The 17,549-nt window shown below is 45.0% G+C and carries 12 protein-coding genes; 8 read left to right on the top strand and 4 right to left on the bottom strand.

The window, feature by feature from the left end; genetic code table 11:
• Window positions 1–41 precede the first annotated feature (41 nt).
• Window positions 42–917: a 4-hydroxy-tetrahydrodipicolinate synthase gene (dapA, locus tag ABQ275_RS02745; RefSeq protein ID WP_349316737.1), complete on the top strand. Its 876-nt coding sequence runs from the start codon at window positions 42–44 to the stop codon at window positions 915–917.
• 121 nt (window positions 918–1,038) lie between these two features.
• Here the strand turns inward: dapA and ABQ275_RS02750 are convergent, their stop codons facing one another.
• Window positions 1,039–1,947, bottom strand: a complete 909-nt coding sequence (locus ABQ275_RS02750; protein ID WP_349316738.1) for a ribonuclease Z — start codon at window positions 1,945–1,947, stop codon at window positions 1,039–1,041.
• 96 nt (window positions 1,948–2,043) lie between these two features.
• A complete protein-coding gene (locus ABQ275_RS02755) occupies window positions 2,044–2,418 on the bottom strand; it encodes an STAS domain-containing protein (RefSeq protein WP_349316739.1) in 375 nt (124 codons plus the stop codon).
• A gap of 309 nt (window positions 2,419–2,727) precedes the next feature.
• Between ABQ275_RS02755 and ABQ275_RS02760 the strand changes: the two genes are divergently transcribed.
• The 7 genes from ABQ275_RS02760 (at window position 2,728) to ABQ275_RS02790 (ending at window position 14,992) form a co-directional block, all read left to right on the top strand.
• Entirely contained in the window at window positions 2,728–5,262 is a 2,535-nt protein-coding gene (locus tag ABQ275_RS02760; protein ID WP_349316740.1) for an ATP-dependent Clp protease ATP-binding subunit, read from the top strand.
• Between the two features lie 481 nt (window positions 5,263–5,743).
• Window positions 5,744–7,564, top strand: coding sequence for a hypothetical protein (locus ABQ275_RS02765; RefSeq protein WP_349316741.1), 1,821 nt, complete (start codon window positions 5,744–5,746; stop codon window positions 7,562–7,564).
• 75 nt (window positions 7,565–7,639) lie between these two features.
• Window positions 7,640–9,211 carry a hypothetical protein gene (locus ABQ275_RS02770; protein ID WP_349316742.1) on the top strand — a complete coding sequence of 524 codons (1,572 nt, stop codon included), beginning with the start codon at window positions 7,640–7,642 and terminating at the stop codon, window positions 9,209–9,211.
• Window positions 9,212–9,228: 17 nt separating this feature from the next.
• Complete coding sequence (locus tag ABQ275_RS02775; protein WP_349316743.1) at window positions 9,229–10,815, top strand: T9SS type A sorting domain-containing protein; 1,587 nt, start codon at window positions 9,229–9,231, stop codon at window positions 10,813–10,815.
• An 86-nt stretch (window positions 10,816–10,901) separates the two neighbouring features.
• Window positions 10,902–11,591, top strand: coding sequence for a (d)CMP kinase (cmk, locus tag ABQ275_RS02780; protein WP_349316744.1), 690 nt, complete (start codon window positions 10,902–10,904; stop codon window positions 11,589–11,591).
• Window positions 11,592–12,226: 635 nt separating this feature from the next.
• On the top strand, window positions 12,227–14,149 hold the full coding sequence (locus tag ABQ275_RS02785; RefSeq protein ID WP_349316745.1) for a tetratricopeptide repeat protein: 1,923 nt from the start codon (window positions 12,227–12,229) through the stop codon (window positions 14,147–14,149).
• A 78-nt stretch (window positions 14,150–14,227) separates the two neighbouring features.
• Complete coding sequence (locus ABQ275_RS02790; RefSeq protein ID WP_349316746.1) at window positions 14,228–14,992, top strand: LytTR family DNA-binding domain-containing protein; 765 nt, start codon at window positions 14,228–14,230, stop codon at window positions 14,990–14,992.
• Window positions 14,993–15,296: 304 nt separating this feature from the next.
• Here the strand turns inward: ABQ275_RS02790 and ABQ275_RS02795 are convergent, their stop codons facing one another.
• Complete coding sequence (locus tag ABQ275_RS02795; RefSeq protein ID WP_349316747.1) at window positions 15,297–16,526, bottom strand: 4-hydroxy-3-methylbut-2-enyl diphosphate reductase; 1,230 nt, start codon at window positions 16,524–16,526, stop codon at window positions 15,297–15,299.
• 34 nt (window positions 16,527–16,560) lie between these two features.
• Window positions 16,561–17,442, bottom strand: coding sequence for a rhomboid family intramembrane serine protease (locus ABQ275_RS02800; protein ID WP_349316748.1), 882 nt, complete (start codon window positions 17,440–17,442; stop codon window positions 16,561–16,563).
• Window positions 17,443–17,549 lie beyond the last annotated feature (107 nt).

Consider the following 17,549-nt stretch of genomic DNA (forward strand, 5'->3'; position numbering starts at 1 on the left):
CGACCTTCGGAATTCGAATTTCATTTTCCCGTAAACACAATATGGAACAACTAAAAGGCACGGGGGTGGCTTTGGTAACACCCTTTAAAGCAGATGAAAGCATAGATTGGAATGCTTTGGAAAAGCTGATCAATTTCGTGATTGAAGGCGGCGTAAACTATGTTGTGTCCTTAGGCACAACCGGCGAAACTCCCACTCTTTCTGCGGATGAAAAGCTGGATTTGATGAAATTTACTTTCGAAAAGGTATCGAAACGGGTGCCGGTGGTAATCGGCATCGGTGACTATTGTACCCGGGATGTGGTAAACCGGCTGGAAAAATGCCCGCTGGATGAAGCCACCGCTATTCTCAGCGTGGCTCCCTATTACAGCAAGCCTACTCAGGAAGGTATCTTTCAGCACTATAAAACCATTGCTGCTGCTTCTCCGAAGCCTGTTATTCTGTATAATGTTCCCGGCCGCACCGGCCGTAATATGACTGCGGAAACCACCCTGCGCCTGGCGCATGAAGTGGAAAATATCGCAGGTATGAAGGAAGCTTCCGGTGATATGATGCAGTGCATGCAGATCCTCCGCGATAAACCAAAGGACTTCCTCGTGGTAAGTGGTGACGATGGCCTCGCACTGGCCCAGATCGCCTGCGGAATGGAAGGGGTGATCTCTGTTGCGGCCAACTATTTTGCTGCCGATTTCTCTTCCATGGTACACGCAGCACTGATCAACGATTATGCTGCTGCCCGTGTTTTCAACAATAACTTGCTGGAAGGCTTTGAACTGATGTTCTCGGAAAATAATCCTGCCGGTATCAAAGCATTTTTGCACCACGCAGGTATTATCGAAAACTATTTCAGGCTACCGGTAGTTCCCGTTACAGCGGAGCTGCACAAGAAAATAGGGGCCTACCTGAAAAAATACTAACCTTATTAGGAATTTTTTGATTTACGAATTTAGGGATTTGAAATGCAGTGAAGATGACCACATAGGTCTCCGCTGCATTTCAAATCCCTAAATTCGTAAATCAAAAAATTCCTGAATAGTATTACACTAGAAAAGTTACCCCTTCCTCTGCAATATCCGTATTGGCAAAAACAGGTCTGGACTCTTCCAGGAATGGTTGCAATTCCGTGTATTTGGAGGAAAAGTGCCCGATCAACAGCTTTTTTACCCCGGCGGTGGCCGCAAGGGAAGCGGCCTGAACAGATGTGCTGTGATAACGCTCCGCCGCCCGTTCATGCAGGTCATGCAAATAAGTAGTTTCATGGTACATCAGATCTGCACCTTCCAGCCATGGGAGCAGGTTTACATCATAAATGGTATCTGCACAATATACATATCGTTTTCCCGGTCCGGGAGGTAACGTTACCCAATCGTTTTTTACCTGCGTCCCATCTTTCCGTTGATAATCAGCGCCTTCCTGCAACCTGGAGAAATAAGCCGCCGGTATTTCATAAGCCCTGGCCTGATCGGGGATCAGTTTTCTTTTCCGTTTCTGTAGCTCAAAGGAGAAGCCGAAACAGGAAATCCTGTGCTGGGTGGGGAAACAGGTAACGCGGAGATCTTTATCTTCCAATATCAATCCCTGGTAATCAGGTAGTAGTGGAATAAAAGACAACTCGAATTTGAGAATGGTCCCGGAGCAATCCAGCTGTAGCTGGATAATCTGCTCCAGCTCTGGCGGCGCATAAATGCTCAGCGGCTCTGTTCTGCCCATGAGGTTGAGCGTATTCACCAGCCCAATTAATCCGAAATAATGATCACCATGCATGTGGCTGATAAAAATATACCGGATCTTGCTGCGCCTGATCTTATATTTTGTTATCTGCAGCTGTGTTCCTTCTCCGCAGTCTATCAGTAGCAACTGATCGTTGCAGGTAACTACCTGAGCCGTGGGGTGCCTGTCCAATGTAGGGATAGCAGAATTGTTGCCTAATATTGTTACCGAAAACATACCTATAGCTTTTAGCTTCCGGCCTTTATTTTTTTGCTGTCAAGGCCGTAAAACAGCTGCCTGTTATTAGCTGGTGAGGGCTAATAGCCGGATTTTTTATTCCATGCCATCCAATAATTCCCTTTCCAGTTCCTCCATCATAACGAGGTCAACCGCTTCAGCCATAGTGGGGGCTATATTCAGCATATCATTGTCTGTTGCCTTGAATTGTAGTGTTAAGGTGTTGTTAAGGCCGGTAATGGCGCAGGAGAGGTGATTGTCATACATATGCGCATACACTGTTAAAATGGCTTGAATGCCCGCTGTATCCATTTCCCCGACCAACGCCATGTCCAGTATGAGATTGCGTGTCTCCAGCTCCGGTAGGGTAGTGAGGGTGGTAACAAACTGGTCTGACAAATTAGCATCCAAAACGCTTTCTTCCGGACAAAAAACCACTATTTTTTCTTTGGTATCAATTTTGAATTTCATGCGTTGGACGTTGTTTTATACATTTAGTAAGAAATCAATTTTGAAAGGGAGGGAAACCCGCCTATAAAAATAAACAGCGGAGAGCAAACAAATAGTGCTTTTTCTTCGTAGATATTTTTAAACGATTATACCCGCTTCACCACAAAAATAATTCTTATACTATTAATACTATTAAAGTGTAAGTTGTTTAAGTTTAAAAAAGGAATAACTTCATTCAGGTTAATAGCGTAATAAAGGAAATCAGAATTATTCGTTATTATTGTATAAGCAAGCCCCCGTAAGGGTTTTTGATCATTTAATAATCTAACAATGGACCAGAATTTTTCACCGCAAGTTAAGGAGATCATTTCGTTCAGCAGGGAGGAAGCTTTACGCCTGGGGAATGATTTCATAGGTACTGAACACCTGCTGTTAGGTATTATCCGCGAAGGAGAGGGCACGGCCGTAAAGATTCTGCAAGCTTTGAACGTAGACTTATACGAATTACGTAAAGAAGTAGAACTGGCTGTGAAAGATAAGACAGGAAAAAATATCGCAAATATTAACAGTCTCCCACTAACCAGACAGGCAGAAAAAGTGATACGTGTTACGGTGCTGGAAGCCAAGGCGCTCAAGAGTGCTACGGTGGAAACCGAACACCTCATGCTTTCTATATTAAAGAATAAGGAAAACGTTTGTACACAAATCTTACAACAATTTGACGTGGACTACGATACTTTTAAAAACGAACTGGGCTTTGTAAAATCTGCTGACCCTAAATCAGAATTTGATGATCCGGGCGAAGAGGAATTTGAAGACGAGAGAAAGAGTTATGCAGCCAAAGCCAAACAGACAAATACCAAATCCAAAACGCCCGTACTGGATAACTTTGGTAGAGATATTACAAAGCTGGCCGAAAGTGGCAGCTTAGATCCGATTGTTGGCCGCGAGCAGGAAATCGAACGGGTTTCCCAGATCCTTTCCCGCCGCAAAAAGAACAATCCGATTCTTATTGGTGAACCCGGTGTGGGTAAAACCGCCATCGTGGAGGGGTTGGCGCTGCGCATCGTGCAGCGGAAAGTTTCCCGCGTACTGTTCGACAAGCGCGTGGTAAGCCTCGATCTCGCTGCACTGGTGGCTGGTACCAAATACCGTGGCCAGTTTGAAGAAAGAATGAAGGCCATCATGAATGAACTCGAAAAGAACCGGGATGTTATCCTGTTCATCGATGAAATTCATACAATCGTTGGCGCCGGCGGTGCTTCCGGTTCCCTGGATGCCTCCAACATTTTCAAACCTGCACTCGCCAGGGGAGAACTCCAGTGCATCGGCGCTTCTACACTCGATGAATACCGTATGTACATCGAGAAAGATGGCGCACTTGACCGTCGTTTCCAGAAAGTAATGGTAGAACCACCCAGCGTGGATGAAACCATTATGATCCTCAATAACATCAAGCCCCGTTATGAAGAATACCATAACGTAAGCTATACAGATGCAGCCATTGATGCCTGCGTGAAACTCAGCGACCGCTACATGACGGACCGTCTGCTGCCCGACAAGGCGATAGATGTACTCGATGAAGTGGGAGCCCGTGTCCACCTCAAAAACATCAATGTGCCCCAGAATATCCTCGATCTGGAGAAACAGATTGAAGATATCAAGCAGGAAAAAAATAAAGTAGTAAAAAGCCAACGCTTCGAAGAAGCCGCCGCTTTGCGCGATACTGAAAAGAAACTGGGTGAAGACCTGGAACGCGCAAAAGCAATGTGGGAAGAAGAAGTAAAGCACAAACGCTACCCGATTGATGAAGAAGCCATCGCGGAAGTTGTCAGCATGATGACCGGTATCCCTGTAAAAAGGATGGTACAGGCTGAAACAGAGAAACTGCGCCGCATGGGTGAAGACCTCAAAGGGGCCGTGGTTGGACAGGACGAAGCCATCAGCAAAGTCACCAAAGCCATACAGCGTAACCGTGTGGGGCTGAAAGATCCAAAAAAACCAATCGGTACTTTTATATTCCTCGGCCCTACCGGGGTAGGTAAAACAGAGCTTGCCAAATCACTGGCCCGCTACATGTTCGACTCTGACGAAGCACTTATCCGCATCGATATGAGTGAGTACATGGAGAAATTCTCTGTAAGCCGCCTCATTGGTGCGCCTCCGGGATATGTAGGTTATGAAGAAGGTGGTCAGCTGACGGAAAAAGTTCGCCGCAAACCATACTCTGTTATCCTGCTCGATGAAATCGAAAAAGCACACCCGGATATTTATAACCTCCTCCTGCAGGTACTGGATGATGGTATCCTCACCGATGGCCTTGGCCGTAAAGTGGATTTCAAAAATACCCTCATCATCATGACCTCCAACATCGGAGCCCGCCAGTTGAAAGACTTCGGTGCCGGTGTAGGGTTCACCACCACTGCAAGAACAGTGAATGAAGAAGAGAATACCAAATCAGTGATCGAAAAAGCACTGAAACGTACCTTCTCTCCTGAATTCCTGAACAGGATCGATGATGTCGTGATCTTCAACTCCCTGAGTAAAGAACACATCTATGTCATCATTGATATCACCATGCAGAGTGTGTTGAAACGCCTGAATAACCTGGGCTTCAGCCTGGAACTGACCGAAGAAGCAAAAGGCTTCCTGGCAGACAAAGGTTACGACCAGCAATTCGGTGCCAGACCACTCCACAGGGCCATCCAGAAATACCTGGAAGATCCTTTGGCTGAAGAAATCCTCAATATGAATATTCATGATGGAGATGTACTCATTGCTGACCTGGACAAGGAAAACCAGAAACTGGTATTCACTTTAAAGAACAACTCTTCCAAGAGTAAATCAGAAAAATCAGAAGCGTAAATAAACGCTGAGATCTACATAAACAAGCCCGTCAAGGTATCATCCCTGACGGGCTTTTTCTTTTCCCCCGGCATCCCCCTGTAACGAAAATGTGAGAACCCGCATCTATGCTAGATAATTTTATCCCCAACCCTAAAACTATGGAGGCCGATTGACTGGTTTCAGATTATAAATGTGTTTCAGGGTTTAATTTTCATGCAAGAAAACAGGGAAACTTACACATTACACCAGCCTGTCAACAGATACCATATATTAATATGGTATTATCATGTCATTCCAAGTGAACTAAAAACATTCTATTTTTGATTTATATAAAAATTTACTCTTTGTTATTGATTGTTTATGAAACGATAAATAGATAGTCTATCTATATTACGTATGTATATATAGACCTATCAGGGCTTAGTTTTTCCTCATGGCTTTCTCATTAAAATGCTACAAAAGTTACTGATTAAATAATAACGATTTATCCCTTATTCCTATGAACAAATGTTTACACATCGCTACCCGCGTTATGTTAATGGGTGGCATTACACTCATCTTTACCCAGGCCAAAGCACAGCTCAAAGTGGGTACGAATCCGACGAAAATAGAAAAGTCTGCTATACTTGAACTGGAAGGCAAGAAACAAGGTCTCCTGTTGACGCGCCTGGATAATTTTACCGACATCAATAGTGCCACCCCCCCGGATGGTATGATCGTTTTCCTGAACACAGCAGATGCTACCAGGGGTCTGTACGTACGCAAAGATGGTAACTGGGTACAACTGGCCAGCACCACAGACGCTGCCAATAACTGGCGGCTGAATGGTAATGCAGGAGCTGCCGGCCAGTTTATCGGTACTTCCGATAATGCCCCGCTCATCTTTAAAACTGATGGTACGGAAAGATTGCAGATCACGGCCGATGGTCACCTTAAAACGGGCTACACCAATGTCACCGCGGGTACTGCAGAACTGGAAGTATTGGTGCTGGGCGCCGATGGTACTATCATGAAAAGAACATTGAGCAAAGATATCTTTGCCAACGCCGTACAAACACTCAACGGTTTATCCGGTGCACTACAGGTTGAAACCAGCGCCAGTACAGCCAATAATAACCTGAACGTTACTACAGACGGCGCCACTAAAGTACAGATCAATGCACCTGTTATGAATGGCGGCGCAACACAGCAATATGGTTTCATGACCCTGGCAGACTGGACAAAACTCCAGTCACTCAGCAGCGCAGATGGGATGACCGTAGCCACAATGGTATTGGGTGCTGCCAGCGGCGAAGTGGACAAAGGTGCGAGGATTACTTTTGATAATATTACCGGTAAATATAAACTGGAGCTGATTGCAGCAGATGCCACACACGCAGGTATCGTAACTACACAGGCACAGACTTTCGCCGGAGAAAAAACTTTTAAAGACATTATGTATGCCAGCGCAGATGTTATCTTCCAAAAAAATCTGAACGTTACCGGAAACGCTACTATTTCAACAGCGTTGTCGGTATCGGGCGATGCTTCCGTGGCTGGTAATACCAGTATCAACGGCACATTGCATACAAAAGATAATGTTACCCTGGATAAGAATTTAACATTGAAACTGATACCGGATGCCGTCAGCCAGGACTTCGTGCTGCTGCGTGATGATGCTACCGGTATGATCTATAAGAAACAACTTCCTGCCACCGCATTTCAATCTGCAATTCACACGATCAATGGTTTACCGGGTAGTGATATTGATATGTCCTATACCAAAGCTGCTGGTAATGATGTGCAATTTATTGCAGATAATACACAGACACCGAATACACTAAAACTGAATATTCCCGACGCTGCCGCCACCGCTTTACGTGGTCTTGTCACCAACGAAGAACAGAAATTTGCAGGCGTTAAGAAATTTGCGGACTCTGTTTATTCCGGTAAATCCCTGATGGTAGGTGATACACTGGCAGGCGCCACTTCCACCCTGACCGTAAGCGGTTCTGTATCCATGAAACTGCGTGTGGTCACCGGCGGAACAGCCATTAGCGCAGATGATTATACAGTTGTCGTTAAAAGCGCGGCCGCTGCTACTGTTACACTCCCAAGCGCCAAAAATATTGCAGGCCGCATTTATACAATCAAGAAAGTACCCGCTGTTACAGGTGTTGCAGGTTCCGGTCATGATGCGGAAATTGACAACCCGGTAACCATCGAAGCATTTACCGGTGAGAATATCGAAGATGGTCCCAGCATCGATATCAATAATGACTGGACCTTCCTCACCGTGCAATCAGATGGTGACAAGACCTGGTATATCATCAAGAAATAAGATTGCAAAGCAAGGGAAACGGCTATGAGATATTAGCCGTTTCATTCCTTTGGGTACTTACTTAAATGTTGTTGTATGAAGCTGCAAGGGCTGTCAAAAATATTGTGTGCAGGCACACTGCTTTGTATATTTAGTAGTAGGGCAATGGCGCAACAGTTAAAGCTGGGCACCAGTCCTACCAAAGTAAATGCTTCGGCATTACTGGAACTGGAAAGTAAGAAACAGGCACTATTACTCCCACGTATTACTGATACTACATTGATTACGTCTCCGGCTGATGGCATGATCATCTTCCTGGATTCGGATAATACATTGCGGGTACGTGCCAATAACTACTGGGCCAAAATGATCCGCGAAGGCATACAACCTGTTGAAACAGGAGGTACCGGCCTGGGGACACTGGGTGCACCCGGTACTGCATTATCCGTTAATACGGCGGGTAACGGTCTCGTATATACGCCGTTTGTACAGAGCCAGCAACTGGTATCACAACCAGGCAATTTCTGGTTAGGCGGTACCGGAAAACTGGATGGAACTATGGATATAGGCGGTACCAGCGCATCTACCTCAGGGCTTACGCTTACTGGCCTGGGAACCGCTCCGCTGGCCAATCCGGTTGCAAATGTTTTATCGGTAGACGCGCAGGGAAAAGTTTTGGTAACAAAGAATGCTGCTTCCAACAACTGGCTCATGAGCGGTAACAGCGGCGCTACAGGATCAGTACTGGGTACCAATGATGATGTGAAGATGGTGATCCAGTCCAACGCACAACCCTACCTGGAATTCGGCCGCCGGCTTACATTAGGTTTAACCGATACTTATGCCGATTATGGAGATGATAATCAAAAGGTCACTTACCTGCAATCTGCTTTGCAGTTTGAAGCACCCGGTGCGAGTTTTTATAAACCGATGTTTTTTATTGATCCCAATGGTAACTTCAGAATGAAGGGGAGTGCCGCCGGTACAGACTATTTTGAATTTGGTGCTACCGGTACTAATAATGATGGTGGTATGGATTTTATCATTGGAGATGATGGTGATGAACCTATCATCTTTAAATATTATAATTATAGCATCCCTGCTACTACTGAAATCATGAGGTTGCAGGCCGGTAAAGTAGGCATTGGTCTGACAGGTATGCCAGACAAGATATTCCATATAGATGTGAAAAACGACGCGATCCGTTTACAACGCCTGGGCACAAACGGAACCGGCAATCCGCTGGTGATAGATGCTAACGGTGATGTAAAACAAGCCTCCCAGTTAGACGATGTAGATATAGGACCTGCCACAAGAGCAAGTGGTGCTTTTACAACCATAGCAGGCAAGGCTGTTTCGGTGAGTGTTACCAACGCTACCACGAATAATCTCAATATTGGTATGGCCACACTGGTAAAACTTGTACCAACCAGGAACCTCACCATAACAGGGATTACAAACGGCGGATCGCCTATCGACGGACAAATCATAACACTATATAACACCTCTACGTACAATATCACTTTCTCCAACGGAGGAGCTACTTCAACTGTGGGAAACAGGTTTAACACTTTGGGAGCAAACACGGTAACCAGCGGCCCTGGGAGTATTACTTTAATTTATTCAGCAACAGATAGTTCCTGGATCGTTACCGCTTTTGTTCTATAGAAATCATAGTCCGCCGCATGAGATATTTATCTGTCATATCATTTTTACTGTGCTGGACATTCCGGTTATCTGCGCAGCAAGGCGTCTATATCCCTGCTGAGTCCACCGTGTGGATGTCCGGGAATGCCAGCGTTGGCGTCTTCTCGGATATGACAAATAATGGTATTCTTGGTTCCAATCCCAGCGCAACACTTTATTTTCTCAGTAAAAAATGGACTAACGGTAATGGATCAACGCTACCGGATGAAAGCGCAGATGGTTTCTCCGGCACCGGTGGTAAATTCCTCTTTTCAGCCACTAATCCCCTCTACGGAAATATTGGCCGGCAAACGGTTTTCGGGAATTATAGCATTATCGCAAAACAGGGCTCCAGCTTCCCCAATATGGAACTGGACAACAGCGCCGGTTTGCTGTTGGATGATCTCAGCGATTTGAAGATCAGGAATAACCTGCAGTTTACAAACGGACACATTTATCTCAACGGATGGAATTTACAGGTGGGAGATAAAACGCCGGGCACTATCACCGGGTATAATGATAAAAAATTTGTAGTGAACGGCACCGGTTTTGCCGGTGGTGCCCTCTACCGGGCAGGCATAAACGAAGCTGCAAATAAAGTCGTATTTCCGGTGGGCGCTACGGCTGATAGCTATTCTCCGGCTGCGATCCTGCTCACAGGCGCTACAGATAATTTTAGTGTACGCGCCTACGATAGTGTATATACTTTTGCAGCCAGTGGTACTGCATACCCCGACAGCTTCGTTAATAAAACATGGCATATCGGCCGCCTGGATGCCACCGGTGGCGAGGTAGCGGTCATCCTTCAGCACATGGATGTCAGCGAACTGCCCGCTTATGCCGCTTCCAGGGACAGTAGTTTTATTACCCGTTTCGTCGGCAATGCGTGGGACACAGTACCCTATATCGCCACTGCCCAGCGTACAGGCACATTATCTACCACGCCCATGAGCGGGACTGCTACCATGCACCTGAGAAATTTTACCAGCCTCGGTACGAATGAATATTTTACCAAAACATCCCTGTCCTATGCCGCCAAACCAGTCACATTCCTGAGTTTTGAGGCATTCAGGATAGCACCGGTATTGGTGCAGCTGGACTGGACTACCAGCCGTGAAGTAAATAACGCGCTGTTTGAAGTAGAACGGCGGTACGAAAGAGAAGGCGCTTTTATAAAAGTAAATACAGTGCCAACGAAGGCTGTCAATGGCAACAGTAACACACCATTGAGCTATAGCTGGCAGGACCTCAATGATTATGATGACTGGACTTATTACCGCATCAAAGCCGTGGGCAAAAACGGTAAGGTCGTATATTCCGAAGTCAGGGCAGTGCCGCCATTTGTGCAGATTGATGTATTCCCGAATCCAAACCAGGGCAAATTTAAAGTACGGATCCGCGGTATCCGTGGCAACCTGCTGATGCAGTTACGCGATACCTGGAGTCAGGCAATCCGGCAGTACGAAGTACGGCAGGATACAGATATTGATATCAGCAGTCTGCCTTCAGGCACTTACTTTGTTGTCATCTATAACAAGGATACGATGAGTGTTGCTTATACTTGCAAGGTGGTGGTGACGCAATAAACCGCAAAATCTATTGATTTGCTTTTTTCACATAATTGCGTCAATTTTGTAGCGTCATTTCTGTGAATGATACAAAAGCACCTGGTTTGAAAAAAATAATCATCACGATAGATGGCTACTCTTCATGTGGCAAAAGTACATTGGCTAAGCAACTGGCTAAGCAACTGGACTATGTGTACATTGATAGCGGTGCGATGTATCGGGCGGTAACGCTTTATTTTATTCAGAACCGTGTTGACTGGACTTCTTCGGAAGCTGTTCAGACCGCCTTAACAAATGTTCACCTTGATTTTGTGTATAACGCCCTGAGCGATGCCTGTGAAATGTTGCTCAACGGAGAAAATGTTGAACACATGATCCGTGAAATGGTGATCGCAGAAAAAGTGAGCGAAGTGGCGGCTGTGAAGGAAGTACGCGAATTTGCAGTGGCACAGCAAAAGAAAATGGGCGCCCGCAAAGGCATTGTAATGGATGGCCGCGATATCGGTACCGTTGTATTTCCACATGCAGAACTCAAGATCTTTATGACTGCCGACATCACTATCCGCGTGGAACGTCGTTTCAAAGAACTCTTTGTAAAGAACAAAAACATCAGCATAGAGGAAGTAAAACAAAATCTTGAGCTAAGAGATTATATTGATGCCAACCGCGAAATTAGTCCGCTCCGTAAAGCTGATGATGCTATTATTCTGGATAACAGCCAGTTAGGTATGGAAGAGCAGCTGGAATTGGTGATGCAATGGGTGGAAGATGCTATTATGGCGCATACCTCATGAAATAATATTTTCTTTTATTAAAAGTCTTTTATACATTTGTCTTGTCCTGCCTACCCGCAGGAGAACCAACCTGATAATTTTCCACATCCTGAGAATTTCCTGCTAATAATTTGCTTGCAAAACTAAAGTCTGTTCGGACTGGGTTTTCCATCTCTAACCTTATCCATCCTGAAAAGCACTGCTTAGGGAATTTGTTGTGCGTATGACTTGTGTGGCGGCTGCCTGTTTTTGAATAAGACAATAAAGGAAATGTGAACGCTTTATGCGTATAAGATATCGCTGTCTTATGAAAGTCTTATCCTAACTATATCCACAAGGACCCTTTGCTATTAACCGATTATAAGGAATATCATTTTATATAAAATCTGGCCGAAGGCAGTTTTTCCGCTGTCGTTAGGCATAAAGGCAAATATGGGACAGTAGTCCCATGTTTTCAGTAGGTGTATTCGGTTAATAGGAAGAAGGGGCGAATTCTTTCGCCCTTTCGCTATTGGCCCCCAACCAGTTATCATACTACCGGCGCAAAAACATTCCCCGTAAACTGCAATTCTTAATTCTTAATTGGTAATTCTTGTTTAAATTGTGTGGTCACACTTATTCAGCCAATGTCTATAAAAGGGGTATGTTTTTTATGCTTGCTTCTTATCGGGGCCTGCCTGGCCGCGGTGGCGCAGGATTCACTGCAGATTAACCGCACGCGGGACTCGATCCGTCATCTTCCTAATGACACAGCTAAAGTATCGCTGTTGATAAAAAAGGGAAGAGCCCATTCCCGTTATTTTGACGCGCATAAAACAGAGAACGCCTTCTGGCAGGATGCCCTCACATTATCTCAACGCCTGAAATATCCACGTGGCCAGTCATTGGCATATAATGAGCTGGGTACCAGCAAACGAAATAAATCTCAGTATATCCTCGCGGAAGATTACCACGAGAAAGCCATCAAGTTTGCAGAAGAAGCCAATGACACCAACCTGATAAGCTTTTCACTCAACAATGCTGGTGTGGACTGCCGCCGCCTCGATAAACTGCAACTTGCATTTGATTACCACCTGCACGCCCTGCAACTGGCGGAAGCAATTCATGATGTCCGTAATATTTGTGTGGCTACCAACAGCATCGGTAACATACAACTCACCGCTGAAAAATATGCAGACGCCATCCGGCACTTTGACCGGGCACTCCAGCTGGAAGAAAATAATAACAATGACCTCGGCGTAGCTATCAACCTGGGCAACCTGGGCTATGCTTATCAGGGCCAAAATAAACTGGACCTGGCCATCCAGTACTACAAACGGTCACTTGCCGTTAATCAGAAAATAGACAACCCTACGGGCATGGCTATATGTTACAATGCCCTTGGCGCTGCCTACAAGGAAAAAAAGGACTATGTAACCGCTATGGATTACCTGAAAAAGGCGCTGGTCGTGAATGACAAGGTAGATGACAAGGTACACGTGGCGGAAAGTTACCTGAACATCGGCAAGCTGCTGGGCGCGCAGGGCAAACATGAAGAAGCCAGGAATTATATGCAGCAATCTATTGACCTGAGCACCTACTGGAACTTCAAATCCATGCTCATGGATGCTTATAAGGCGCTGGCAGCAGACCTGAAGACAAGCGGCGATTTCAGGAAATCAATGGAGGCTACTGACAAGTCTTTGTTGTATAAAGACAGTATCCTGGATGAGAAGTCAAGCATGGCGCTGACACAGATGCAGGCCATTTATGAAGTAGACAGGAAAGATAACCAGATCAAAAGCCTGGAACATGATAAAATGGTAGGGGAGCTGCGTACCAAACGTAATGTGGTATTCATTTTTTCTCTGGTTGTTTTCCTGCTGATGGCGATAATAGGGGGCCTCTTCTATATCCGGCACCGTAACCTGAAAACAAACAGGCACTCCTTACAGCTGGAGCTGCGCTCACTGCGGTCACAGATGAACCCGCACTTCATTTTTAACTCCCTCAGCTCCATTCACCGGTATATCTGGAGTAATAACCAGGAAGAAGCTTCTGACTATCTTACAAAGTTTTCCCGGCTGATGCGGCTCATACTGGATAATACCCAGCATACTTTTGTGACACTCAATAAGGAACTGGAATCTTTACGGCTTTACCTGGACCTTGAATCACTTCGTTGTAACGGTATTTTTGATTACTTCATCCGTCTCGACCCGGGAATTAATGATGAGGAAGTATTGATTCCGCCTATGATCCTCCAGCCCTATGTGGAAAATGCGATCTGGCATGGGTTGGTGCATAAACATGCTGATAAGGGCATCCTGGACATAGAAATCGTGCTGAATGGCCGGAGCCTTATCTGTACTATCACCGACAATGGTATCGGCCGTAAGAAGGCCATGGAAATAAAAGAACGGAAAGGGGTGATGCATAATTCTGTGGGCATGAAAGTCACAGAAGGACGGATAGACCTGATCCGGAAAATGAACAAGAATAAAGAAGCTAAAGTAACAGTAATGGATCTGGAAGATGCTGCCGGTCAGGCAACAGGAACGAAAGTCATTATAATATTACCAGCTGAATTTATATTTTAGCGGTCTGTAACGGTTAACCGTTCAACTGTTGCCGGCTGTTGTCAGCAATACCCACTAAACCTACAAAGCCTACAAAGCATGAGCGAAATCAAAGCTATCATCGTAGATGATGAACAACATTGCATTGATGCCCTGCAAACGATGTTATTAAAAAAATGCCCCGGTGTAGAGGTGATAGGTGCGGCTAAAGGCGTAAAGGAGGCAAAAGAGCTGGTGGATGAACTCCACCCCGACCTTGTGTTTCTTGATGTGGAAATGCCTCATCAGAACGGGTTTGAATTATTGAAACTGTACGATAAAGTTTCCTTTAACGTCATTTTTACAACGGCTTACGAACAATATGCTTTAAAAGCCATCAAGTTCAACGCACTTGATTATCTCCTCAAACCCTTCAGTGTAAAGGAGTTGCAGGATGCATTGGAGAAATGCAGGGAAAACATGCAAAACCGCCACAAAGAGGGCGTCGTTTCTCCGATGGACGTATTTCTGCAAAACATGAAAACTTTACAGCAAACGCACAAAAAAATTGCGCTGCCTACCATCAACGGACTGGTATTTATGCCGGTGCAGAATATTGTGCGTTGCGAGTCTACCGGCAATTATACCCGGATCTTCTTTACAGATAAAAAGAATCTCATGGTATCCCGCCCGCTGAAAGAGTTTGAAGAACTATTGACTGAAGTTGATTTTTTCAGGGTACATAATTCACACCTCATCAACTTACAGCAAATGCAGTCCTATATCCAGGGAGAAGGCGGGTTTGCACTGATGAGCGATGGTACCCAGGTGGAGGTTTCCCGCAGACGTAAAGCAGATTTCCTGAAGAAAGCCATGCAGTTTTAGAGCTCCTTTTTATGTGGTGTTTTTTACTGGTAGATGAAAGCTGCTTTAAGCTATCTTGTTCAGGATCAGGCAATGAGATTTCCGATTTTATTCGATTTCATGCCAGTTATAACCTATTAGCTACCGGATAATAAATGCCAGTTGTATCACTTTTTCAGAAGAACTACATTTGAATTACGATTTCAAAATTAACCCCATATAAAGATTTTATTCTCTGCATTACTAGCGTGATTAGCCCCAAAGAAAAAAGACACCGGAAGGTGTCTTTTTTGCGTTAAACAATTTATATAGCATCAATTGCAAATTATTTAAATTCATCTGTTATTAATTCGTCTGCTTTGTGTTCCAGGTTATAAAAAGATAATAAACGACGGATCACGCCTTCTACCAATGCATCCGGACAGGAAGCCCCGCTGGTCAGCAGGATGGTCACCTGCTCTTTTTCCGGTAAAAACTGGTCACTGTGTACTTCCTGTTTATGATGGAAATCCCAATGATCTATTTCAGTAGCGGATTTCATATGTTCAGCAGCCGAAATAAAGTAAGTAGCCAGTTTCTCCTCACATAGTTCTACCAGGTGGGAAGTGTTGGAACTATTGTAACCGCCTACTACAATAGCCAGGTCGGCAGGTTCCAGTAACATACCGGTTACAGCACTCTGGTTATCGTTGGTAGCATAGCAAAGGGTGTCGCGGGTATCTGCAAACCGCTCTCCGGCCGTGGCTTCATTCAATGCAAAATGAGTGATCATTACCTGGCGGATATAATCTGCAATAGCCTGTGTTTCTGTGGCGAGCATCGTTGTCTGATTTACCACACCTACCCGTTGCAGATCTGTAGCTATATTAAAACCCGGTGAAAACTGGCCTTTGAAGCAGGCATTAAATTCTTCCTGCGTTTTTCTACTGGTGATAAATTCCGCCAGCTTTTCCGCTTCCTGTATGTTTTTCACAACGATAGTGGGCGTACCGGATTGACTATGCGAGAAAGTAGCCCTGGTTTCTTCATGGTTGGGTTTACCATGCACAATAACCGTATAGTTCTTCTTACCTATTTGTTCGGCTTTATTCCATACACGTTCTACAAAGGGACAGGTAGTATTGTATTTCAGTGGTTCAATACCCAGGGAAGCCAGCTTATTTTCTGTTTCGAGGGTAGTGCCGAAAGCGGGAATAATAACAATATCATTTTCCTGCAACGACTCCCAGGGAACAAGCTGATTACCGGCTGTATCCATAATAAATTGCACCCCACGGTCCAACAGGTCGTTGTTTACATGCGGGTTGTGGATCATTTCACTGAGCAGGAAAATACGTTTATCCGGGTTTTCATCCACTGTTCTGAAGGCGATTTCGATAGCATTTTCCACGCCATAGCAAAAGCCGAAATGGCGTGCCAGTAAGATCTTCAGCGGACCAAAATCGAGGGTGGTGGGCGTAAAATCCTTCTTCATGCGATCCTGCTGTTTGCGCTGGTTTTTGATGGCGCTGATCAACGGACTGCGATATATAACCGGAACATTGAATGTCTTCATGTGTAAAAAACAAATGATTGAAGGGCGAAGTTAATCAGTTTTCTTTGCTCACTTTGTCTAACCAGGCTTTTTCTTCCGCACTGAGGCTCTGATATCCCTTCTCATTGATTTTATCCAGCAGCTGATCCAGCTTTAACTGGCTGTTATCGTCTGTTTTCTTCACCGCTTTTAAGGGTGATTTTTTGGGTTTGAACTTATGTACCTGCTTTTTCCGTTGTTCTCTCCTGGTTTCGGCGTCAAATACCCAGATCAGGGGTTTACAGAGATCAGTTCCGTTTTGCAGGATACGGATATAGAAAAATCCCAGCAGGGCCCCGCCCATATGGGAAATAATACCGCCCAGGTTACCATCGGGAATAGATATAAGTCCTAATACGATCAGGGCAAGGGCCAGCCATTTTAATTTAACACTACCCAGGAACAACAGCCCTATTTCATAATTGGGCATTAAAGTGGCAGTAGCCACCAGGATACACATAACAGAAGCAGAAGCGCCGATCATGGTGGCATCCACATATCCCAGGAAAAGATTATAGCAGAGTAAATACAACAGGCCCCCGGTGATACCTCCCAGCAGGTATAAAGGAAGGATGCGCTGATTACCTAAAAAGCCGCGGAACAGGTTACCAAACCAATACAGGTTTAGCATATTAAAGAAGATATGAAAGATACCCACATGGGTAAACATATAAGTGATCAGACCCCAGGGCTTCAGTATGAAGGTACTTAACTGGGAGTGCAACGCCAGCTGGTCAAAAGTCCAGGCATAGGCAACATTGCCCGGTGAAAATGTGATGACGAGGCGTAAAATATTTATTCCAAGAAAAACAATGATATTCCAGAGTAGCAAATGGTTAACCGTATTGCCTTGTCTGAGCCAAAAACGAATATCCGATTGAAAAGAGGTCCCGTTCATATACACAAATTAAAATAAAATCCGGGATTTTTGGATCACGAAAATGGGAAATAAAAAAGATGAAATTTATACACAGTTGCTGCGGATAAATTTCATCTTCAGGGATG

It is taken from the genome of Chitinophaga sp. MM2321, assembly GCF_964033635.1.
GTDB lineage: Bacteria > Bacteroidota > Bacteroidia > Chitinophagales > Chitinophagaceae > Chitinophaga.